The following is a 20,147-nucleotide window of genomic DNA, read 5'->3' as shown; positions in this document are numbered from 1 at the left end:
CGCTTGACGCTATGCGCATGAGCCAAGGTTGTGTACCCCCTTCTTCATCCTTGCTGTTCTATTCGTAGTCCAATTTGTAATTGGCCAAATATTCGGCAATTCCGTCGATTTCTTCATCCGTCAGTCCCAGACTCTTCGGACTTGGCATCGTATTGCCCGGCTTCACAGCTTGTGGATCATGAAGCCACTCTTTCATGTTATCCAGTACCGGTTTACCTTCTTCCTGACCTTCACGTTGATTCAGCAAAATACCTGCAACGGATTCCTTGCCACCAATACCTGTAAGGTTAGGTGCAACAGGTCCGCCCTGATCGCCTACAGCGTGGCAAGACAGGCAGTTCGTTTTGAATTTCTCAGCAAGCTGTGTGTCCTCAGGAAGCACAGCTGGCGCTTTCATCGCGTTAACCCAGCGGTCAAAGGACTCCTGGCTAACAGCCTTAACTTTGAATTCCATGAAAGCATGAGATCTACCGCATAACTCAGCACATTTACCACGGTAAACGCCTTCATTTGGAGCAGAGAAGCTGAATTTGTTCAGTGTTCCATCCGGGTTTGTGTCCATTTTGCCCGCAAGTGACGGCACCCAGAAGGAATGAAGCACGTCCGCGGTTTTCAATTCGAATGCAATTTTCTTTCCGGTCGGGATGATGAGGTCTTGAGCGGTGGTTATGTCATACTGAGGATAAGTGAATTCCCACCAATACTGATGTGAGGTTACCTGGACCTTAACTGCGTTTTTGTCGCTCGACAAATCTTCACCTTGGGCAAAAATCGTCTGAACTGTTGGTACAGCCAAAATAATGACCAGCAATAGAGGAATGGCTGTCCATATTACTTCCAGCTTGAAATTGCCTTCAACCTGTTCGGGTACTTCATTCTGCCCGGCTCGTCTGCGAAACTTAATCAGGACATAGGCAGCAATTGCAAATACAATGATGAGCACCACGATCATAATCGCAATAGACAGCTTCATCAGATCATATTGGCCTTGCGCCACAGGACCCTGAGGTTTCATTACTGACAAGTCTTCCCGCCCGCATGCGGATAGCAGCAAAGAGAACACCGCCAGCAAGGGGAGAATTCGCTTTGCAACCTGCCACTGTTTCATCATTGATCTACCCCACTTTTTTACGTTTTCGTAGATTACGTTGTCGTCGGTACAAAGGCAACACATGTACGTTTCAGCACGATACACATAATCCTCTTCATCATATAGGATGCTTACAAAAATAACGCTTCCAGTACTCCCGTCATTTCCTGTCCAGGGCATGTCTGCGCATTCTTCCAATTCATTCTATATGCTTCAATCACTTATTAAATATAAGTTGAGGGTATGATTTTGTCAATCTTTGGACACATGTTCACAAATTGTTCACTTTATGTATAAAACCGCATCACAACTTGGTTTGCAAACGATTTCACTTAAAAGTATTACAATTAACCACTGAAAAATTTTGCCAAATTTCGGTGATGATATCAGATTTCTTGGCGACTTTTATCACAATAAAAACATGCAAGATTATGCAAAAAGATTCTTCGCCTTTTCAGGAAACGATTACCACACCAACTGGAAATGGACGATTCTGCCCCATGGATCTTCAAGTCGATATTTGCATGGAGCATTCACGCCAGCTTTACAGCATTTCAATTATAGAGGGGAAATTTTCGTTTAAGTTCCATCCGTTAGGATCAACGGCCCATCCTTGGTAATGGCTACGGTATGTTCATACTGCACGCCCCAGCTTTCATCCAGCGTTCGGACTGTCCAGCCATCCTCATCCCACACCACAGCCCCGGAGCTACCCTTCGTGAATATGGGTTCAATGGTTATGACCATACCTTCAGTAAGCATCATTCCTGTTTTTCGTTTTCCATAAGGCAGTACATTCGGTGGCTCATGGATATATTGCCCTATGCCATGGCCGATAAGCGGTTTAACGATTCCATATCGGTACAATCGTGCCGTTCGTTCAATTGCGCTACCAATGTCTCCAAGTGTATTCCCTGGAACGGCCTGTGCTATCGCCTTATAAAGCGCCTTTTCCGTACGTTTCATAAGCCGACGAATAGATCTGCTCGGTTCATCTATGGCATATGTCCAGGCCGAATCAGCAAGCCAACCGTCTTTGTTTACTACCATATCAATCGTCACGACATCTCCACTTGCAAGTGCCTGGCTCCCAGGAAACCCATGACAGACCACATCGTTGACGGAAGCACATGTAGCATAGGGATAACCTTTATACCCTTTCTGCTCAGGTGTGGCTCCATGATCCGCGAGAAAGGCTTCAACGCGCTCGTTAATCTCCGCTGTTGTGGTGCCTGGAACCATGTACTGTTCAATATGTTGATGGCATTCTTTTAATATCCGTCCCGCTTCTTGCATGTAGCCAATCTCTTCTCTGGTTTTCAATATAGGGTCCACATGCCTTCATCCTTCCTGCTGTAGGTATACTTCCATGTATATGCAGGCAATTCAGAACAAAGCCCCTAAAGTGACACCAAATCCAAGATAATATAGATACATGCTAATTGACTCCACAAACGCAAAAAAAACCGTCTGCCGGAGCCAAGGCCCGAGAGACGGTTCTATTCATATTGGAACAGTATAATCAGAAGTTGGTGTTGTTTCAGGATACGGAAGAATCCATCTTGACAAGTTCATGCTCAACGACAGAAGTCAATTCTTCCTCATATCCACCCGTAATCCGGTATTTTCTCACATACTCCTTCACGAATTTTTTTGGATCTTTAGGACGGAAAATCCGAGTCATTTCCCTCAAACTTTCTTTGACCTCATTGTGACCTTTCGTTGCCATTGTAATTCCCTCCCAAAACGTTGAAAGTGAATGCTCCGTTTAGAGAACGCCGAATAAGTCTTAAATGCCATTCATGAAGTTGTGTGCGCGGCTTAAAGCAAGCTTTAGGTCGGGAACCTCGCCGAATAGCAAGTACCTGACACTATAAATACCCGATATGATTCAGGTTGAATCATAATCTTATTGTATCATATTCGGAACCTCGTTACGACTTGACGATTTTTCCTAATATATATAACGGTTTTACTGCCCAAAAAGTTTAATTCCGAATCATATTTTATAAAATGTTTATTCTATACGGATTAATCTATCCAGCATAACCCGCAACTATTCGGGGGATATTATCTTGGATCACCAAATTAGTTAACTATATGGAACTAAAAGGAGGACCTGTTATGGAACGAAAAGAACAGGATATGTTACCCCTTTCGCATGAAAAGGTTGAGGTCGACGGCGTTTATGTCAATGAAGCCGGGCAGGAAGAGCACCTTCACCGGGGGCAAGAGTTTCCTGCCGACCTCGTACTCGGCAAGACCGAATGGAAGCTGACAGAGTATGCATTTGATAATCATCATGAAGGAAAAACAGATGAGCGTCTGGTGCCCAAGGAAGATGATGAAGGTAAAAAAGGGAAAATAACCAGTCCTCGCAGACAGATTCAAACTTAATCCATTCATCGGTTCAGTTCTGTCCACCTCCTACATAGCCTATATAAAAAGGACAAAGGAGGCTGGGCCGAATGTCTCCCATGAAATCGTCCAGCGGTCTGGATGAAAATATAGCCGGCATGTTGTGTTATTTATTCACTTTTGTAGGCGGCATCATCTTTCTAGCCGTGGAGAAGCGCAGCCGATTTGTGTTGTTCCATGCCCTTCAATCCGTGACGGTTTTCGGACTGATTATGGTTGGGCATGTACTGTCGGCCTTTCTCCCACTGTTTGGTCCACTTGTAGCTTCACTGTTATCCCTGCTAGGTGTAATCGTATGGCTCCTGACCGTCGTTACAAGTCTGCAAGGAAAATGGCTTAAGCTACCTTGGGTTGGTGATTTTGCCGAGAAGCAGATGCGGCACCTATAATATCGTATCGTGCAATAACAAGAAAACACCGAAACAATGGTTTGTGCTGAACCCATTGTTTCGGTGTTTGCTGTGTGTAAATTATGTTAACTGTCCAAAATAAAGGTTAACTTATACTTCATCGCATTGATATTTTATAACGTGAATAATATAAGAAATAAATCATTTATATGCTGAGTCAACATGCTTTATGACGTGAATCATTCATCATGTACGCTTTACATAATAACCCTTCTGACCAAGCATCAGGCTAAAAGGAACAGCGATTCCGGCCAGTTTATGAAGGGATAGAATCCCACTCCAAGCCATAATCCTATCCAGCCTTACATTACTCCTTACCTCACCTTTATGCAGTCTTGCTGTTCTCCTGAGCCATCTCATCTGTATGCTGTGCAGCCAGTTGGGCAGCTGTTTCTTTACTGCCGAGGCCATTAAACAACAAATTCATAAAGATTGCCGTAAAGCTACCTGCAATAATGCCATTGCCCAGCATAATCTGAGCCCAGGCTGGTGCACCTGCGAACAACTGCGGTACCACCGTCACCCCTAGTCCCATGCCAATAGAACATGCAATGATGAACAGGTTCTCATGACGGTTCAGGTCCACCTGAGTGCCAATGATGCGAATACCCGACGAAATCACCATACCGAACAACGCCACCATGGCACCGCCAAGCACTGATCCGGGAACAAGCTGAGCTAGAGCAGCAATTTTCGGGACAAAGCCAATAACGATCAGCAAACCGCCTGCAACAACGATGACATCACGTGTCTTCACACGAGTCATCTGTACAAGCCCTACATTTTGCGAATACGTTGTATAAGGGAACGAGTTAAAAATCCCCCCAAGCACAATAGCCAGTCCCTCTGCACGGTATCCACGCGCCAAATCCTTGGAGGTCAGATCCTTGTCCAACATTTTGCCCAGAGCCATAAATACGCCCGTAGATTCGGCCACACTGACAATCGCGACCAGAATCATCGTCAGAATAGGAACAATCTCAAAGGTCGGTCTTCCGAAATAAAATGGCTGAACCATATGGAACCAGCTTGCATCAAGAACGGGAGCAAACTTCACCTCACCCATGAAGCCAGCAGCCACTGTGCCAACGAACAAACCGATTAATACAGAGATAGAGCGTACAAAGCCTGTAGTGAAACGTGTCATTAATATGATAAAAATGAATACACCGAAACCGAGCAACAGATGTACACCGCTGCCAAAGTCCGCCGCGTTCTGACCCCCACCCAAATCGGTAAATGCTACCGGAATCAGGGTCAGACCAATAATGGTGACCACGGAACCTGTAACCACTGGCGGAAAGAGCCGAATGAGTTTGCCAAACAAACCAGAGAAAATGAGAACGAACAGACCGGAGGCAATAATGGCACCGTAAATGGCAGATACGCCGCTGCTCTTCCCGATCATAATCATCGGAGATACGGCCTGGAAGGCGCAGCCCAGCATAACTGGCAGGCCAACGCCGAAATATTTATTGCCCCAGACCTGAAGCAGTGTAGCTACACCGCAAGCAAGCAGGTCGATCGCAATCAAATAGGTAAGTTGCTCCTGTGTGAATCCAAGTGCGCTACTAACAATAAGCGGGACAATGACAGCTCCTGCATACATCGCAAGTACGTGCTGCAAGCCAAGTGAGAAGGTTTTGGCCGGATGCCGGTGACGTTGAAAAATACGTTCGCGTGCCATACTAGTTCGTGCCCTCCTCATCTGCAAAGGTTACTTGTCCATCGGACAGTGCTCCAATACGAACTAAAGATTCCACGCGGTAACCCGCTTCTTTCAACAGACGGCCTCCCGGCTGGAATGCTTTTTCAATCACGATCCCGATCCCAACGACTTCCGCGCCAACCTGTTCTACAATACGAGCCAGGCCAAATGCAGCTTCGCCGTTCGCCAGAAAATCATCAATGATCAGCACGCGGTCGCCGGGATTCATAAACTTCTTCGCTACCTTGATTTCATTCGTCTCCTGCTTGGTAAAGGAATACACTTTCTCCACCAAAATATCTTCGGTTAGGGTAAGTGACTTCTGCTTACGGGCGAAGATCAGCGGAACATTGAGTTCCAGTGCGGTCATAATACCCGGCGCAATGCCGGATGATTCAATCGTCAGCACACGTGTAATGTTCTCCCCTTCAAAACGGCGGATGAACTCTTTGCCAACTTCCTTCATCAACACGGGGTCCATCTGGTGGTTCAGGAATGAGTCTACTTTGAGTACCTGCTCGGACAGGACAATGCCTTCCTGTCTTACTTTGTCTTTTAACAATTGCATCGTTTTTTCCTCCCAAATGCCCTCTACCGCCATGTACAGTCTGCTCCACAATATCTCTCCCGGGTAAAAAAACAAAAAGCCCGCCTGTCCACACCTGCGGCATGAACCGGAGACGGGAAAGACGGACTTGTTCCTGTACGGACACAAGCCGCTCGAACACTGCATACGCCACAGGGTGAGGCTCAGGAAGCCATACCTATGTATTTAGGCAGACCTAACCTTAACCCACGCAGAGCGTAGAAGCATCCTTCCCGTAGTCCAATCATTCCGGTGATCGGGTAGAGACATGCAGGCCTATTCCTGCACATATACGAGTAACGGCTATTCAATTCAGTTTGGCTTCACGATTCGTATCCATGTATAATTGCGAACCTGAATGTAAAAGTGTAATCTCACTGACAATGTTAGAAGTATACCGAATTGGCGGCTTGAAATAAAGAGGTATTTTCATGGAATTTGCGGAAACGATGTTTCTTTTGCATAATGGGGGATGATTGATTTTCAATTTTTATGTACAATATGAGAACAAAAGCGTATCCTGACGGGACTTACCTTGGAGGATGCGTTCCGAATCTAGTCGTTAAAGGAGATTGTTACATGAAAGGCATACTGAAAGAATTTAAGGAGTTTGCTGTTCGCGGCAACGTCATTGATCTGGCGGTCGGTGTAATTATCGGAGCTGCTTTTGGAAAAATCGTTACGTCCCTTGTGAATGATATCATCATGCCACCGGTTGGGAAACTGCTCGGCGGGATCGATTTCAGCCAAAAAATCATTAACCTTGACCCTGACGTAAAGACAGCCGGTGGACAAGACATCACGACACTGGCTCAAGCCAACGAAGCCGGTGCCACCGTCATTGCTTACGGTCAATTTATCAATGTGATGATTGATTTCATTATCGTAGCGTTCTGTATCTTCATGTTGGTTAAAGGCATTAACTATCTGAAACGCAAAGAGCATGCCAAGCCTGAGCCGAAAAAAACAACGAAAGCCTGCAAGTACTGTCTGTCCGAAATTCCGGCTGCAGCTACTCGTTGTTCCCAATGCACTTCCGAGCTCGAGGCTGAAGGAAGCAACGCTCCGGCATAAGGGTCTGATCTATTAATGTGTAGAGCAAATATAAATAAAGCAAATGCAGGTTTGATTCTTGATACAGCAATGACATCTAAGCCAATGTACGCTTATGTAATGATTATTGTCTGCATCTATAGAGCATTTAAGCATACTCATTCTTGTTTGATCGAAAACTATTTTAGCTATGCATACGCGTATAAAGTACATCAAACCTGCAAATGTTCAGGTTCCACCTTAATGGTGGGACCTTTTTTTATTTACTGTGATTGCTGTATGCTGGTCATGCGTCTCTTATTTAGAAACGTTTTGGCAGCAAGTGTTCCAGAATCGATTTGAGATCTTTGTCTTCCTTGTAGACCTCTTCCCCGGTATCCAGTTCAGTAACCCGAATGTATTCAAAATTGGCGCTGGCATCCGTCGGTTTAAACAACAACTGTGCTTCGTCTTCCAAACGAACATGAAATCCCATGTCTTTGAACATCGTCGTAAGCTGACTCGTGGCCGGCTCCTGACCTTGCCCTACAAAGATAAGTCCCCTAAGCGCTTTACGCTCCTGAGGTTGCGGATAAATCACCTGAAAGTGTACAATGCATTCCATACAATCGTTCCCCTTTCGTTAAAAAGATACTTTGTGAAATTTTGAACTTTAAATTCTGCTATATAAGGAGATACGTTTCATGACCCCAGAACGTTTCGACATTTATGACGATCAGCAACAATGGATCGGTACAGCACCCCGAAATGAGGTTCATGCCAAAGGTTATTGGCATCGTTCCTTTCATTGCTGGATCGTGCGTGACGAAGGCGACAAGCGCATGGTTCTGTTTCAGCGAAGACGGGATATTAAAGATACTTTTCCCGGATATTATGATATCACAGCGGCAGGCCACCTCGTAGCCGGTGAACAGCTACAGGATGCACATCGTGAACTCGAAGAAGAGCTCGGTGTGCATACCTCATTCGATGCGCTGACTTATTTGTTCACGGCTACGCAACAACTACAGGGTGAGGTGCGCGGCATTCCGTTTCTGGATCGGGAATTCAGTGCTGTCTACGGTCTGTGCCTGAACCAGCCACTGGAATCCTATGTTCTCCAGGCTAGTGAGGTGGACAGTCTCTATGAGGCGCCACTGGATGACTTGCTCGCCCTGTTCCGCCAAGAGAAGGATACCGTTCAAGCATCCGGTGTGCGTGCACAACAACGGACATTTGTGCAAGAAGGTAAAGCGTTATCTACACCATCACTGGATAACACACCTATATCCACATCCCCACGAACTGGTGAGTCACTGTCTGAGTGCACCCAAGAAATCACAATGACATCAACCGACCTTTCGTCCAATCATGGCGATTATGAGCATTCCGCCAGTGCTGCACGCCTCATATGCGAAGTAAGCACGGCGGATTTTGTGCCGCATGGCTCCACGTATTATATCGACGTACTCGAAGCTTTGAAACGAGTACATGGGGTCTAACTTCATTTTCTCAAAAATAGCATCACTTCATACGTTTAACTCATCCCTAGACGATTACCTTCATTATTCCAATCACATTACCCTTTAGGTATTCCAGAAGCATTCCTTTACTATCAACCGGATGGCAAACCAATGCTGTAACAAGCATCACTGCATTTGGGTTCTGAATTGTATCGTTGTACTCACGAACCACCTAAAGTGAATGTGCGCGAGCTTGGGCTCAGAAAAATTCTAACGATCACAGGGAACGTTATTTGCCCCATTTCGGGGTCTCGTGAAATGTAACGATCACCAGAGACGCTATTTAGGCATAATTGGCTCTATTGGCGGCGAAAAGATGATTTTTGGACGAAATAGCGTTCCTGAGGATCGTTAGAATCTGAAAGAGGTCGATTTCGCCAAAATAAGGCTTGTGGTGATCGTTAGCGCTCAAGCCGTAGGTTTTCGAGTATGTGCTAGACAAAGAGGCTATAAGGTGCCACGATCAGCAACACAAAACAACACAAAAAGAACGAAGCCGCGACGAACCCTTTTGTTCGCGCCTCGTCCTTTTTGGTATTTCTTATTTCTCCCGTAAGAGCTCTCCTGCTACTGTAGTGTTACTGTTCATGATCTGGTGCAGGTGTAGACCAGTACCGTGCAGCAATGTCTGCATATCGACGTCCGTAGCGATCTTCCAACTCTTCACCCATATCCTGCTCCAGTTCATACAGCACCAGTTCTTGTGCAAAATGATTCAGTAGCAATCCGGTCATTACCGGATGAGCTGTGACCACGGCCTGCGTAGGACATGACTCCCCACGCATGCCCAGCATGCACCAGCGGCGATCTACAACGAGCGAGAACTTACGCCCGTTACCCATGCCATGTGAGGGCAATCCTGGCAAAGGAAGCGGCTGATCTACCATACCTTCCCCACCTTCACAGGACCACAATAAGCGTACACCCCGAGCCTCAGCCTGTTGCAACTCCTCTCGAAGCAGTTCTGCTTCCTCGCGCCACACATCCACTACAATCTCGTGCTGCGCTGCGGCAAGTTCACGACTCAGATTCTCCAGAACATTTTTGTCGCCTTCGACATTGTAAAACACAGGTTTCTCCGGTTCGCTCTTCGGCATGCTTCGCTCGACGTAATCCAGAGAAGTATGCATCTGATCAGAGATCATGCGTGTCATCTCTTCCGGTTTCAACATGCTGTACTTCGCAGGTTCTCCCGGACTGCACCGGAGAAATCCTCTTGATTCCAGTCGTTGCAAGGTTGCATATACATTGGAACGGGACACACCCAGCCGTTTGGCTACCTCATATCCAGAGGCTGATCCCTGGCGGGCTAATTCCACCATAATTTTAGATTCCATCTCGGTGAACCCGAGATGACGTAGATGATGCAGCAGTTGGTCCATATTTCTGTCCCCCCATGCTGTCAGCAACCAGCACTGCCTGACGGCAGCACGTCTACTGCATCAAATCTGCTCGGCTCCGCAACGCGGGCACCACTTCGAGCCTTTTGGCAATTCGGATGCACAAATCTGACACTTCACCATTTCACGTGGCACTTCCGTCTGCACATCTACGGTGTTCACGATCGGATTGTTTTCTTTCCAATAACGAATACGCTCATCCAGCTCCTGCTGACGCTCACGTTCCCGCTGCATTTCCTCTTCTCTGCGACGTTCCCACTCTGCATCAAACGCTTCCTTCTCTTCCAGCGTAAACTCGGTGCTGTTATATCCCGGTTCCGTATCCAGATCCGCAATCGAAGGGATAACCGTATGATACGGCTCGGTCTCTTCATGTTCTTCCACAGCCGGCGGTGCATCAAAAATCGACTGCTCCGTAACCGGGTTCTGTGCAGCTGCCGTCTCATGATTTGCCGTTTTGGCAACCCCTGCCGCTCCGGCCGTTCCCGATGCAGCTGCACCCGGTTTGGATTCGCCCAATTTGCGTCCACACTTCGGACAAAAATTGGCATCCAGTGATGCAACGTGTCCACACTCACACAGGCGTTCATTTTTCAACTCGGCAATCTTGCTGCGCAGAGCGTCGATCTCATCCTGTAACTCGTCACACAGATTAGACAGATCTACCATTTCCTTTTCAGCGAGCGTCATATCCTGTGCACGATAACCTTCATAGAAGATGCGGCCCATATCGGTAAAATGGACTTCCTGTTCCTGTTGCAAGCCCACAATCTGATTATTCAGTTTGCCAATCTCAACGGCATGCTGAGCACGCTCTGTTGCTTTGTTTGCTCCGTTTTTGATGCGCTGAAGCAGTTTCATCACAATTCCTCCTCTGTCCCGTCAAAACAATATCATTATTATTCTTCATTAGTTAGTAGGTGAGCAATTCGCAACATGCGAGATGCTCTGGATATATAACTTATACGATATGAAGCCAAAAAGTTGCGAAAAATCGCGCTGCCACCCCATTTTATGCGGATATTGGATCAAAACAGGGGCTTTCGTCAAGACCATACGTTCGGTATAATGGAACTTTGACTCCATATGAATGGAACACGCAGGATTCGCAACTTACTCTATCTTACCAATTTACAATGCGATTGTGAAAAGGGCAAATTCTTTACTCTTGAACGGGATTATTCAATCCCTGAATGTATACAGAGGTGGATGAAACATGTTAAGTCCGAACTCAACGTTCTACCCCCGTCCGCTCGGGGTGACCCCCGCGTCCTCCTTGCCTCAATCTCCCTCGGCGCCGCTGGAAACCAGCCGGCAGCTTGTGGGTGATGATCAGCAGGACGCCTATTATTTCCGCTCGCTTGAAGAAGCCGGCATTAAACTCAATGGTCCGCAAATCTCGGCTGTTCGTCATGGCAGAGGGCCTATTCTCACCCTCGCCGGTGCTGGCTGCGGCAAAACAACTGTACTCGCTGCGAGAGCAGGCTACCTGATGGAAGTCAGCGGTGTACACGCGGGCAGCATTCTGCTCGTGACGTTTACCAACAAGGCCGCTGCGGAGATGAAGGACCGGATTGCTGCTTTGCCAGGGATTAGACCTGCTGCAGCAAGAGCGGTACAGGCCCGCACCTTTCACTCGTTTGCGCTGACTTTGCTACGCCATTACGGGGTACAGGAAGACATTTTTGGTGAGTCGCGGGCCCAGCATACGGTGCTGAAAATGCTTCTTCGCCAAAATGGCATGAGCGAGGCGTTTCAGCCGGAGAGTCTGCTGGCGATGCTGTCCGCCTGGAAGATGCAAGGTTCAGACACGGCAGACTTGCCGGAGAAAACGCAGGACGAGCGCGATGCCAAGCGGGTATTACTCGGATACGAAAGCTGGAAACAGGATCGCGGCAAAATGGACTTTGATGATATCCTGCTGCGCGCGGCTGCGCTGCTTCGGGATCCGGCGGTGTTAAAGCCGCTGCAGCGGCGTTTTCAATACATTATGGTTGATGAATTTCAGGATACAAACCGGCTGCAATACGAGATTGTACAGATGCTCGCTGGAGCACACCGCAATCTGATGGTTGTTGGAGACGATGACCAGACGATCTATACGTTCAACGGCGCACGGCAGGAATCGATTTTGGAATTCGATAAAGTATACCCAGGTGCACGTATTGTGACGCTGGATATTAATTATCGTAGTGATGCGCGTATTCTGGGACTTGGAAGCGAGCTGGTCGCACGCAACAAACGCAGACGTGACAAACGGCTGCGTGCGGCAGGACAACGCGGGGATGCGCCCCGGTTCGCTACACCATCTAACGCCGAGGAAGAAGCCGCCTGGGTCGTGAATCAGATCTGTGAGCAGGTGGAGGAAGGACAGTTTCCATATCGGGACATTGCTATTTTGCACCGGACCGCCAGTAGCAGCCGGGCGGTATTTGAGCAATTGGTGCTTAAGGATGTGCCCTTTGTACAACACGGGGCCGCTCCGGTGTTCTATGATCAGTCACTGATTAAGCCGTTAATGGATCATATGCGCCTGTCTCTGAACCCACGAGCGATGGATGCTCTGCCAAGCGCACTCGGCCCGCTGTATGTGTCCCGGGATGCCGGTCTGGAGTATATCCAGCGCTGTGAGCAGGAACAGGCCAAGAAATATCCGCTAATCCATCTGAGCAAATGGGACAAGTTAAAGCCTTTTCAACAGGAGCAGGTCAAGGAACGCATCAAGCTGATCAAATCTCTGCACAAGCTGAAGCCGATTATCGCGATTCAGGAGATGCGCCGTCAGTTCTACGATAAGTATATGGAAAGCGGCGACCCGACTATTTTTACTCATTATAAGGAAACGATGCTGGAAACACTGGATGAATTCGAAGCGGCTGTCAAAAAGTTCGAAACCGTGGAAGAATTCGTGCAATTCGCAGACGAGTTATCCCGTAGACATCGCGAGATGGAATCACTGCGCCGGGCACAGGATAGTGATGCGGTGCAGCTCATGACCATTCACCGGGCCAAAGGACTGGAGTTCCCATGTGTGTACTGGATCGGAGCCAGTGAAGGCATTGTGCCGCACAGTACCGCCTTGCGTCAGTATATTCCGGAAGATCAGAAGGCAGCACTCACCGTGCAGCAGACGGATGCTGAATTGGATATGGCTTTGGAGGAAGAACGCAGACTCGCTTATGTAGCCATTACCCGTGCGAAGCAACACTTATATGTGACATCACCCGCAAGCCATCACGGCAAACCTGCTGATGTGTCGCGTTTCTTGCTTGAAGCCTTTGGCATGGAGGTTCCAGACAAACGTAAACCACGGGAAGAGGCACGCAGCGGCAGCACGTCGTCATCTAGTAATCATGGACACGCAAGCTATAACAGGAACAACAACGGAAATAGCAACAACGGAAATAGCAACAACCGAAGCAGCAACGGAAACTGGAAAAGCATCGGTAACGCTAAAGATGAAGGCAGACGTGAAAATGGTAAGGGTGGTACTACACATCAAACTTCATCTTATGTGCAGCACGATCGGCAGCGTAGTGCAATTAACCATAAGGATCATCGGGAAATGGAGATGCTGGATGAGCGGGATGAAGATCGTCTCAGCGAGAAACGCGGCAGCGGAATTATTCGAGATCATAAAGCTTTTAGCACACCAGGTCTACATCCAAAAGTTGCCGCTACAACCTCCACTTCCAGCGCTTCCACGCATGCTGATTCTACTCGATCAGGTGTGGACAAAGCCGAGCGGACAGAGACGGTAGCTGTCTGGAAATGTAGCTCGACTAAATGCAAAGCATGGTTGAGGCAGAAACCGGCTGTGCCTTCCGGTAAAGCCACGAAAAAGGCCAACTCTGGCCCTCCTGTCTGTCCACTATGTTCAGGAACGATGATTGCCGGCACCCGGCAGGTTCCAATGACGAATCGATTTGGAAAATAGAGAAGCATCTTCTTCGTTTCAGGGCGCTTGCTGCTGTTTATTAACAGTAGAAGCGTCTTTTTTCCAATTCAACAGTAAAATGGTCTTTTTTTTTCAATATTGAAATGGGGGTTGGATTATGCAGGAAGGCAAACAACATCTGTATGTGTCGGTAACTCATAACCTTATTGAACGAACGAGAAACGAATCTACTCCGTTCGAAGTCCTTGTGGATGATGGACAATTGGCAACATTGCAAGATCTGATGAAAGTACTTGAGGATGGGGACGACTACTCGTTACAGCGGGCCCCCGTACCTTACAAATCGGCAGACCACGACGATGGAAATGAACGATTAACAGACGGCGTGACGATGCTGTACACCTTCCTCTACGATCATGGTACAACGGAGACCCGACAGGCTATAGAGGACATGGACGTGCTTCCAAAGCTTCAGAATACGGATTACGATGACCCGGGATATGAAAACTCACCGATGAATAAATGATGAAATGCAACCATCCTATAACCAAAGCAATAACCCTCCTTCTGCTCCATTTACCATTTAGAAGGAGGGTTATTCTGTCAGCGGAATTTCCCGCGAGAATAGTCATGATTCAACTTTCCGTTATTATTTATTTTTTATATTCGTTATATTCTATATTCTATATTATCAACGTCTAATCTAAACGTACTTCCTGCCCTTTTTCGGCAGACTCATAGATGGCGCACAGCATACGCGTGGAGGCCACCCCATCCGCAATCGGGCTGATAGGCGGCGTACCGTTCAGGCAGCATTCTACAAAGTGATCGATCTGATTCTGGAAAGCACCGTGTATATCCAGACCGGAATGATCTGTCTGAGGTTCAATGTTCATGATGGTGTCATGTTTCTCGGTGACAATCAGTGTTTTGGGCTCCAGTTCAAATCCACCGCGCTCACCGTACAGCTTAACAAAGGATTCATCCTCACGGGCATGGAGGGTAAAACTCACATCTACCGCCAGAGAAGCGCCATTTTCAAAACGAATCAGGGCATTGGCCATATCTTCGACATTATTGACCGCAGCACTGTAGTCTGCCGCTTTGTAAAATGAGAGATGTTCCACATTCGCACGATTGCCGAGTTTACGATACGTATTCCCGCTGACGGAAACAGGCTTCGGTCTACCCATGAGGTACCAACACTGATCGATGATATGTACACCCAGGTCAATCAATGGGCCACCTCCGGAACGAGCCTTGTCCGCAAACCAGCCGCCCGGGTTACCCAGGCGCCGCAAAATCGACGCTTTCGCATAATATAGCTCGCCAAACTCGCCGGCATCAATGAATCTGCGCAGCATCTGCATGTTGTTATCGTACCGGCGTACAAAGCCGACAACAAAGGTCCGTCCGCTTTTTTTCACCGCTTCCTCAATCCGTAGCGCATCTTCCACATTCGTAGCCACCGGCTTTTCCAGCAACACATGCTTGCCAGCCTCCAATGCTGCAATGGCAAATTCCGCATGGGTATTATTCCATGTACAGATACTGACCGCATCGACATGCGGGTCTTCCAGCATCTCACGATAGTTCGTATACACGGACTGAGCGTCATACTTCTGTGCGGCTGCTTTGGCCCGTTCCTCGTTCAGATCACAGATGGCATAGATGACGGCATCCTCATTTTTGGCATAACACCTCATATGAAGATCCGAGATGGAACCTGTGCCAATCATACCGATATGCAGCATTTGCTTGGTGCTCATCTTCGTCCTCCCTCCCTTTTCCAAAACTTCGTTAACGTCTAGTCTGCCCGCAGCATGCCTTCGTAAATACCTGGTGTTGAATTTTCAATCTCCACCGCGCCCAGCGTTCGTTTGTAGAAGTCCATTGGCCCAGCCGATCCGATAATTGCATATCCATAGCCATCTGCTCTCATCGCATGCATACAAGCCAGTAGCAAGGCAGTACCAACACCCTTTCCACGGGCATCCAGGCTTACGCCAGTAGGGCCGAAGAAATTACGACAGGTCGCTTCATAACAGGCAAAACCAATCATTCTTCCATGCTCCAGCGCAATATAACAGGTCACAGGCTGTCGGGCAAAGGCGACATCACATTCATCTACCCAATGCTGGTTAAAATGGGTTCTCACCCAGTTCAGCACCTGCTGTTTCTCCGGAGCAATAGCTCTGCGAATGACAATGGATGCGGCCTTCAGTTTTTCCAGCCCGCCGTGTTGCTCAGGCAGACGATAAAGTGCGACCAACATATCACTCATCGGTTCGTTTCCTCCTCATCTGGCACGAAATGATCCGCATACTTTGAAATTAACCTAATCCTACTGCTGATAACCTGCTCCTTACGCAATATTCCGAATTGAAACGAACATACGGCGCTTACAGTGTTTATATCCTACTGCAACACTGAGACAGGTTATCCCGTCAGTAAAGATGAGATGCGGTGATCTGTATAAAAGTTTACCGCGACACAACGCAGATGAGAAGGGATGATTACGAATGAAAAACAACATGAAAAAGGTAAGCACCATCATGGCTCTTTCAATGGCACTGAGCGGTGGGGCTGCTTATGCTGCTTCAGTAGATAACACGGTACAACCTATGCAGGAAACCGTCACTTCTGCCCCGAGCAGTACTACAGGAGTTGTACATGTATCCGTCAATGGTGCAGCGGTTGCTAACGGATATTGGACTCAAGACGATAAGGCAGCCATGATCCCGCTTCGAGCGCTAACCGAAGCTCTCGGAATCGATTTGAAATGGCATAAGGAAGATAAGTCCGCAGAGCTGACTCGCGGCGCCTTGTGGACTCAGGTTTTTGCGGGTAAAGATCGTTACTCTGTAAACAAAATGCTGCTGACCCTCGGTACAGCTCCTGAAATCAAGGAGGGAACACTTTACGTACCTGCTGTTTTTGCGGAGAAAGTCCTACATGCCCAAGTAAGCACAACGGGAGATCAGGTGGAGATTAGAAGTGAGGAGGACGTCAAAACGGTTAAAGAACGCGGCGTGATTACCCGGATTTCAAATCAGGATAAATATCAATCCATTCAGATTGGTGGCGCAGGGCCAGATGGTATCGTGCTGAACCTAAGCGAGAAAACAACTTTCATTTCCGCAGAGGGAAAAGAGATTAAACTGGCCGATCTGTCTATCGGTATGATGGTAGAAGCTGAGCACTCCTTGATGATGACCAAAAGTCTGCCTCCACAAACACCGACATATAAAGTAACTGTACTGGATACAGCAGCTGAAACAGCAGCGCAACCTCAAGAACTTTTTGGAACCTCAGGTACGATTGAAAATGTATTTATGAAGGACGGCACGGTGTCCCAGATTGAGATTAAAGGTACACGTCTGGCTGAGACTGCACCAGATCATGTCATTTTAAATATCAACAAAGAAACTTCGCTAGTGAACCAGAGAGGCGAAATTGTAAAAGCCGAGCAACTGACTAAAGGTGCCAAAGTGATGGGTTTCTATAGCCCGATGCTGACACGCAGCCTGCCTCCAATCGGGACAGCTTGGAAAGTGGTTGTAGAGATTCCGGCAGTTCAGCCCAAAGCCGAGTAAAGGCGGTAGGATGTGCCGATAGGAAGTTAGAATTAGCCTACAGGCAAGTAAAGTAGAGTACATGTGGAATGACGAGTAAAGGCTAGAAAAGCTAAAAACCTTTCCCTCCTGTCTTCTGTCAGGGCGTGGAAAGGTTTTTTCACAAATGAGTAAGTATCAAAACTTCTAAGGTATGCATTCTAAGGTAAGTATCTGTTATCTGTTATATTTCTTCTGTTTTCCGGATAGAGAAAATATGATCAAGCCTCATCTGAAGATTCTATAATTGCTTCAGCCTCAATCTCCACCATCAACAAGGGGTCAATGAGCGCACTTACTTCGACCATCGTAGCTACAGGCTGGATCTGTCCGAAGAATTCGCCATGTGCTTTGCCAACCTCTTCCCACTTCGAAATATCCGTGACAAACATACGTGTTCTAACCACATCGGTCAAGTCTGCACCAAGCTCTTTCAGCGCTTTTTCGATCGTCTCCAAAATAAATTTGGTCTGCACATACGGGTCACCCGCACCCACAACGACGCCATCCTGCATTGCTGTTGTCCCGGCAACCTCTACCCGGTTACCCACACGAATTGCACGACAATACCCAACCAGTGGTTCCCAAGGGGAGCCCGTAAATACCTGCTGTCTGCTCATTTTCCTAACCTCGCTTTATGTCATTTCGTTATTGGATTAAAGATGAATTATATCAGTCCGTACTCATCTCAATCAACGATTAAAACTTGATTTCAACTTTATTGCCTTTCCTCAAACTCAAAAATCCCCTGAACACTTTCACCTTAAGTAAGGTTAAGTGTTCAGGGGGATTTGCTTAACGTACAAAGAAAATTAAAGTTTAATATTAGCCTCGTCAAAGTAATCTTCCAGCGTTAAACCACTCTTTACAACATCGGGTGCAATATCTGCACCAACATAACGAATGTGCCAAGGCTCATATACATAACCCGTCTTGCTCTCTTGGCCTTTCGGATAACGAATGATAAAGCCATATTCGGCAGCATGTTCATCCAGCCATTTGCCTTCTTTGGATGAGCCGAATACCTCCTCCAGCACATTGCCCACGCTTGGACTGGATACATCTATGGCAAGACCTGTCTGGTGTTCACTGCGGCCTGGAACGGCACTTACACGGGAAGCATACTCTTCCCCTTTGGTTTTCACATTATTGTTGTAGATGGATACCTGACGCTTGTAAGACCGATATCCAGACACGGCACGAAGCTCAATCCCGTCTGCTTTGGCACCGGCAAACAGTTTCTCCAGCGTTTCCGCAGCTTCTTTGCGCATATGACGTTTCTCATGTGGCCCCTCGAATGAGAACGGCACGTCAGGCTCGACCAGATCACTCGGCTCATAACCTTCCGGCAGACTACGCTGTTTGTTGACAATGACCGTCATGGCCTCCGCATTAGTAACCACCGATTGGGAGTCAATCGTGGTCTGCAGAGCGCTGATGCTGCGTTTCTCCATGAGCGGATCTTCTGCTGTTGCACCACCACTTCCATTGTCCGCAGAACCCTTCCCTTCTCCGGTAGATACGCTGCCTGAGCCGTTATCTGTGCCTTCATCGCTACCCGAATTTGCTGTGTTATCGCCTTCCGCATTGCCTTTGCCATCTGAGCCAGATTCATCGGTCAAATGCACGGTTGTGCCATCCGTTCCCTGCTCCGTGTTAGGTGTTCCGTTTGCGTTCTGATTCTCGTTCGCACCGGAACCGCACGCAGCCAGCAAGGCTCCACATATCATAAGTGAGGACAGCAGAACCACGATTCGGTGCTGTCTTCCTGTTCCTGATTTCATCATAAAACTCCTATCACCTTAGTAGAATGAATATCTTTTTTGCGTTTTCTCATGGTTACTATGATGTTCCCTGCGACAGTATACCTTAAATGTACGATAAGCTCCACCAGTAAAGAGTTCCTTCTCCCAGTCTCTATGCAAAGATATACCCTTTATACAGCTCGTAGCCTTTATTTCTGTACATTTAATGCAACATCCCAAACTTAGATAACTTCAGATGGAAACTGGAAATGAAAGCTACGCTCCACAAAAAAGCAGGGGCGATCCGGTGATCTCCCCTGCTGTACTTGTGTGATGCCTCATTTGGTTGCAGGGCTGTCCTTGTGCTTCTGGACAGCCTGCCACATCCGCGCAGCCACGCGCTCGCGGATGAGATCCAGACCGGCTGCTGCGGGCACACCCGGCAGCAGCGCGGTCAGCTCGGGCAGCGCAGGCGGTTTGCCCGGCTGCGCAAGCCGCACCTCCACGGCGCCGAAGCCCGGCCCCGGCTGGTGCATGGCGCCGTCTGCGGCGGCCTCGGCGATCCACTCGCCGACGGCCGCGCCGCCTTCGCCAGCCCGCGCCTGCGGGCGGCCCGCCGTTTCCGCTGCGCGGCCCGGGCCGCTGGGATCATGGGCAAGTTCCTCTGCCCATGATCCCAGCACGCCGGCGAGCAGCGCTTCGCGCGGCAGGCCGGCATGCGCC

General features: G+C 48.0%; 19 protein-coding genes, 1 pseudogene and 1 riboswitch. Of the genes and pseudogenes, 7 read left to right on the top strand and 13 right to left on the bottom strand.

Annotated features, from left to right (window positions below):
• Nucleotides 1-58 precede the first annotated feature (58 nt).
• The 3 genes from coxB to H7T88_RS07805 form a co-directional block, all read right to left on the bottom strand.
• Nucleotides 59-1,111 carry a cytochrome c oxidase subunit II gene (gene coxB / locus H7T88_RS07815; RefSeq protein ID WP_154892194.1) on the bottom strand — a complete coding sequence of 351 codons (1,053 nt, stop codon included), beginning with the start codon at nt 1,109-1,111 and terminating at the stop codon, nt 59-61.
• Nucleotides 1,112-1,669: 558 nt separating this feature from the next.
• The gene (gene map, locus H7T88_RS07810; RefSeq protein ID WP_260510783.1) at nt 1,670-2,413 is read right to left on the bottom strand and encodes a type I methionyl aminopeptidase; all 744 of its coding nucleotides are present in this window, start codon (nt 2,411-2,413) and stop codon (nt 1,670-1,672) included.
• A 217-nt stretch (nt 2,414-2,630) separates the two neighbouring features.
• Nucleotides 2,631-2,819 carry a hypothetical protein gene (locus H7T88_RS07805; RefSeq protein ID WP_017690840.1) on the bottom strand — a complete coding sequence of 63 codons (189 nt, stop codon included), beginning with the start codon at nt 2,817-2,819 and terminating at the stop codon, nt 2,631-2,633.
• Nucleotides 2,820-3,214: 395 nt separating this feature from the next.
• On the opposite strand from H7T88_RS07805, the gene H7T88_RS07800 reads away from it, so the two are divergent.
• Both H7T88_RS07800 and H7T88_RS07795 read left to right on the top strand, forming a co-directional pair.
• A complete protein-coding gene (locus H7T88_RS07800) occupies nt 3,215-3,487 on the top strand; it encodes a transposase (RefSeq protein ID WP_221787950.1) in 273 nt (90 codons plus the stop codon).
• A 71-nt stretch (nt 3,488-3,558) separates the two neighbouring features.
• Nucleotides 3,559-3,897: a DUF4870 domain-containing protein gene (locus H7T88_RS07795; RefSeq protein ID WP_090918563.1), complete on the top strand. Its 339-nt coding sequence runs from the start codon at nt 3,559-3,561 to the stop codon at nt 3,895-3,897.
• 346 nt (nt 3,898-4,243) lie between these two features.
• Here H7T88_RS07795 and H7T88_RS07790 read toward each other — a convergent pair whose 3' ends face one another.
• Both H7T88_RS07790 and H7T88_RS07785 read right to left on the bottom strand, forming a co-directional pair.
• On the bottom strand, nt 4,244-5,605 hold the full coding sequence (locus H7T88_RS07790) for a nucleobase:cation symporter-2 family protein (protein ID WP_090918565.1): 1,362 nt from the start codon (nt 5,603-5,605) through the stop codon (nt 4,244-4,246).
• A 1-nt stretch (nt 5,606) separates the two neighbouring features.
• Nucleotides 5,607-6,194, bottom strand: coding sequence for a xanthine phosphoribosyltransferase (locus H7T88_RS07785; RefSeq protein WP_221787949.1), 588 nt, complete (start codon nt 6,192-6,194; stop codon nt 5,607-5,609).
• A 234-nt stretch (nt 6,195-6,428) separates the two neighbouring features.
• A riboswitch (purine riboswitch) is annotated at nt 6,429-6,528 on the bottom strand.
• 263 nt (nt 6,529-6,791) lie between these two features.
• Between H7T88_RS07785 and mscL the strand changes: the two genes are divergently transcribed.
• Nucleotides 6,792-7,286, top strand: a complete 495-nt coding sequence (mscL, locus tag H7T88_RS07780; protein WP_221787948.1) for a large conductance mechanosensitive channel protein MscL — start codon at nt 6,792-6,794, stop codon at nt 7,284-7,286.
• Between the two features lie 280 nt (nt 7,287-7,566).
• On the opposite strand, the gene H7T88_RS07775 is transcribed toward mscL, so the two are convergent.
• Nucleotides 7,567-7,869, bottom strand: a complete 303-nt coding sequence (locus H7T88_RS07775; RefSeq protein WP_090918571.1) for a hypothetical protein — start codon at nt 7,867-7,869, stop codon at nt 7,567-7,569.
• A gap of 79 nt (nt 7,870-7,948) precedes the next feature.
• Here H7T88_RS07775 and H7T88_RS28685 point away from each other — a divergent pair, with 79 nt between their 5' ends.
• Nucleotides 7,949-8,746, top strand: a complete 798-nt coding sequence (locus H7T88_RS28685) for an NUDIX hydrolase (RefSeq protein WP_260510782.1) — start codon at nt 7,949-7,951, stop codon at nt 8,744-8,746.
• Between the two features lie 599 nt (nt 8,747-9,345).
• Here H7T88_RS28685 and H7T88_RS07765 read toward each other — a convergent pair.
• On the bottom strand, nt 9,346-10,149 hold the full coding sequence (locus H7T88_RS07765; RefSeq protein ID WP_221787946.1) for a TrmB family transcriptional regulator: 804 nt from the start codon (nt 10,147-10,149) through the stop codon (nt 9,346-9,348).
• A gap of 60 nt (nt 10,150-10,209) precedes the next feature.
• Nucleotides 10,210-11,028, bottom strand: a complete 819-nt coding sequence (locus tag H7T88_RS07760) for a zinc ribbon domain-containing protein (protein WP_154985310.1) — start codon at nt 11,026-11,028, stop codon at nt 10,210-10,212.
• Nucleotides 11,029-11,383: 355 nt separating this feature from the next.
• On the opposite strand from H7T88_RS07760, the gene H7T88_RS07755 reads away from it, so the two are divergent.
• Both H7T88_RS07755 and H7T88_RS07750 read left to right on the top strand, forming a co-directional pair.
• Complete coding sequence (locus tag H7T88_RS07755; protein WP_221787944.1) at nt 11,384-14,104, top strand: UvrD-helicase domain-containing protein; 2,721 nt, start codon at nt 11,384-11,386, stop codon at nt 14,102-14,104.
• A 118-nt stretch (nt 14,105-14,222) separates the two neighbouring features.
• Nucleotides 14,223-14,591 (top strand): hypothetical protein, encoded by a 369-nt coding sequence (locus H7T88_RS07750; protein ID WP_154891360.1) that lies wholly within the window; start codon nt 14,223-14,225, stop codon nt 14,589-14,591.
• Between the two features lie 172 nt (nt 14,592-14,763).
• Here the strand turns inward: H7T88_RS07750 and H7T88_RS07745 are convergent, their stop codons facing one another.
• Nucleotides 14,764-15,834: a Gfo/Idh/MocA family protein gene (locus H7T88_RS07745; RefSeq protein ID WP_154985307.1), complete on the bottom strand. Its 1,071-nt coding sequence runs from the start codon at nt 15,832-15,834 to the stop codon at nt 14,764-14,766.
• Nucleotides 15,835-15,872: 38 nt separating this feature from the next.
• Nucleotides 15,873-16,349, bottom strand: a complete 477-nt coding sequence (locus tag H7T88_RS07740; protein ID WP_154891364.1) for a GNAT family N-acetyltransferase — start codon at nt 16,347-16,349, stop codon at nt 15,873-15,875.
• A 250-nt stretch (nt 16,350-16,599) separates the two neighbouring features.
• Between H7T88_RS07740 and H7T88_RS07735 the strand changes: the two genes are divergently transcribed.
• Nucleotides 16,600-17,661, top strand: coding sequence for a copper amine oxidase N-terminal domain-containing protein (locus H7T88_RS07735; protein WP_221787942.1), 1,062 nt, complete (start codon nt 16,600-16,602; stop codon nt 17,659-17,661).
• A gap of 239 nt (nt 17,662-17,900) precedes the next feature.
• Here the strand turns inward: H7T88_RS07735 and H7T88_RS07730 are convergent, their stop codons facing one another.
• From H7T88_RS07730 to H7T88_RS07720, 3 genes and pseudogenes are all read right to left on the bottom strand, one after another.
• Nucleotides 17,901-18,299, bottom strand: coding sequence for a RidA family protein (locus H7T88_RS07730; RefSeq protein ID WP_123067305.1), 399 nt, complete (start codon nt 18,297-18,299; stop codon nt 17,901-17,903).
• 192 nt (nt 18,300-18,491) lie between these two features.
• Entirely contained in the window at nt 18,492-19,463 is a 972-nt protein-coding gene (locus H7T88_RS07725) for a M15 family metallopeptidase (RefSeq protein ID WP_221787983.1), read from the bottom strand.
• A gap of 299 nt (nt 19,464-19,762) precedes the next feature.
• Nucleotides 19,763-20,147, bottom strand: a pseudogene (locus H7T88_RS07720) (phosphoribosylglycinamide synthetase); the annotation flags it as partial.

The organism is Paenibacillus cucumis (ex Kampfer et al. 2016) (assembly GCF_019748695.1).
Classification (GTDB): domain Bacteria; phylum Bacillota; class Bacilli; order Paenibacillales; family Paenibacillaceae; genus Paenibacillus; species Paenibacillus polysaccharolyticus.
Note: the sequence above shows the minus strand (reverse complement) of the source record. Positions and strands in the feature narration are given on the sequence as shown.

Bases quoted from the DNA above. Each gene is read 5' to 3' on its own strand.
- coxB (WP_154892194.1), bottom strand. From the start codon at position 1,111: ATGATGAAACAGTGGCAGGTTGCAAAGCGAATTCTCCCCTTGCTGGCG.
- H7T88_RS07805 (WP_017690840.1), bottom strand. From the start codon at position 2,819: ATGGCAACGAAAGGTCACAATGAGGTCAAAGAAAGTTTGAGGGAAATG.
- H7T88_RS07800 (WP_221787950.1), top strand. From the start codon at position 3,215: ATGGAACGAAAAGAACAGGATATGTTACCCCTTTCGCATGAAAAGGTT.
- H7T88_RS07795 (WP_090918563.1), top strand. From the start codon at position 3,559: ATGTCTCCCATGAAATCGTCCAGCGGTCTGGATGAAAATATAGCCGGC.
- H7T88_RS07790 (WP_090918565.1), bottom strand. From the start codon at position 5,605: ATGGCACGCGAACGTATTTTTCAACGTCACCGGCATCCGGCCAAAACC.
- H7T88_RS07785 (WP_221787949.1), bottom strand. From the start codon at position 6,194: ATGCAATTGTTAAAAGACAAAGTAAGACAGGAAGGCATTGTCCTGTCC.
- mscL (WP_221787948.1), top strand. From the start codon at position 6,792: ATGAAAGGCATACTGAAAGAATTTAAGGAGTTTGCTGTTCGCGGCAAC.
- H7T88_RS07775 (WP_090918571.1), bottom strand. From the start codon at position 7,869: ATGGAATGCATTGTACACTTTCAGGTGATTTATCCGCAACCTCAGGAG.
- H7T88_RS28685 (WP_260510782.1), top strand. From the start codon at position 7,949: ATGACCCCAGAACGTTTCGACATTTATGACGATCAGCAACAATGGATC.
- H7T88_RS07765 (WP_221787946.1), bottom strand. From the start codon at position 10,149: ATGGACCAACTGCTGCATCATCTACGTCATCTCGGGTTCACCGAGATG.
- H7T88_RS07760 (WP_154985310.1), bottom strand. From the start codon at position 11,028: ATGAAACTGCTTCAGCGCATCAAAAACGGAGCAAACAAAGCAACAGAG.
- H7T88_RS07755 (WP_221787944.1), top strand. From the start codon at position 11,384: ATGTTAAGTCCGAACTCAACGTTCTACCCCCGTCCGCTCGGGGTGACC.
- H7T88_RS07750 (WP_154891360.1), top strand. From the start codon at position 14,223: ATGCAGGAAGGCAAACAACATCTGTATGTGTCGGTAACTCATAACCTT.
- H7T88_RS07745 (WP_154985307.1), bottom strand. From the start codon at position 15,834: ATGAGCACCAAGCAAATGCTGCATATCGGTATGATTGGCACAGGTTCC.
- H7T88_RS07740 (WP_154891364.1), bottom strand. From the start codon at position 16,349: ATGAGTGATATGTTGGTCGCACTTTATCGTCTGCCTGAGCAACACGGC.
- H7T88_RS07735 (WP_221787942.1), top strand. From the start codon at position 16,600: ATGAAAAAGGTAAGCACCATCATGGCTCTTTCAATGGCACTGAGCGGT.
- H7T88_RS07730 (WP_123067305.1), bottom strand. From the start codon at position 18,299: ATGAGCAGACAGCAGGTATTTACGGGCTCCCCTTGGGAACCACTGGTT.
- H7T88_RS07725 (WP_221787983.1), bottom strand. From the start codon at position 19,463: ATGAAATCAGGAACAGGAAGACAGCACCGAATCGTGGTTCTGCTGTCC.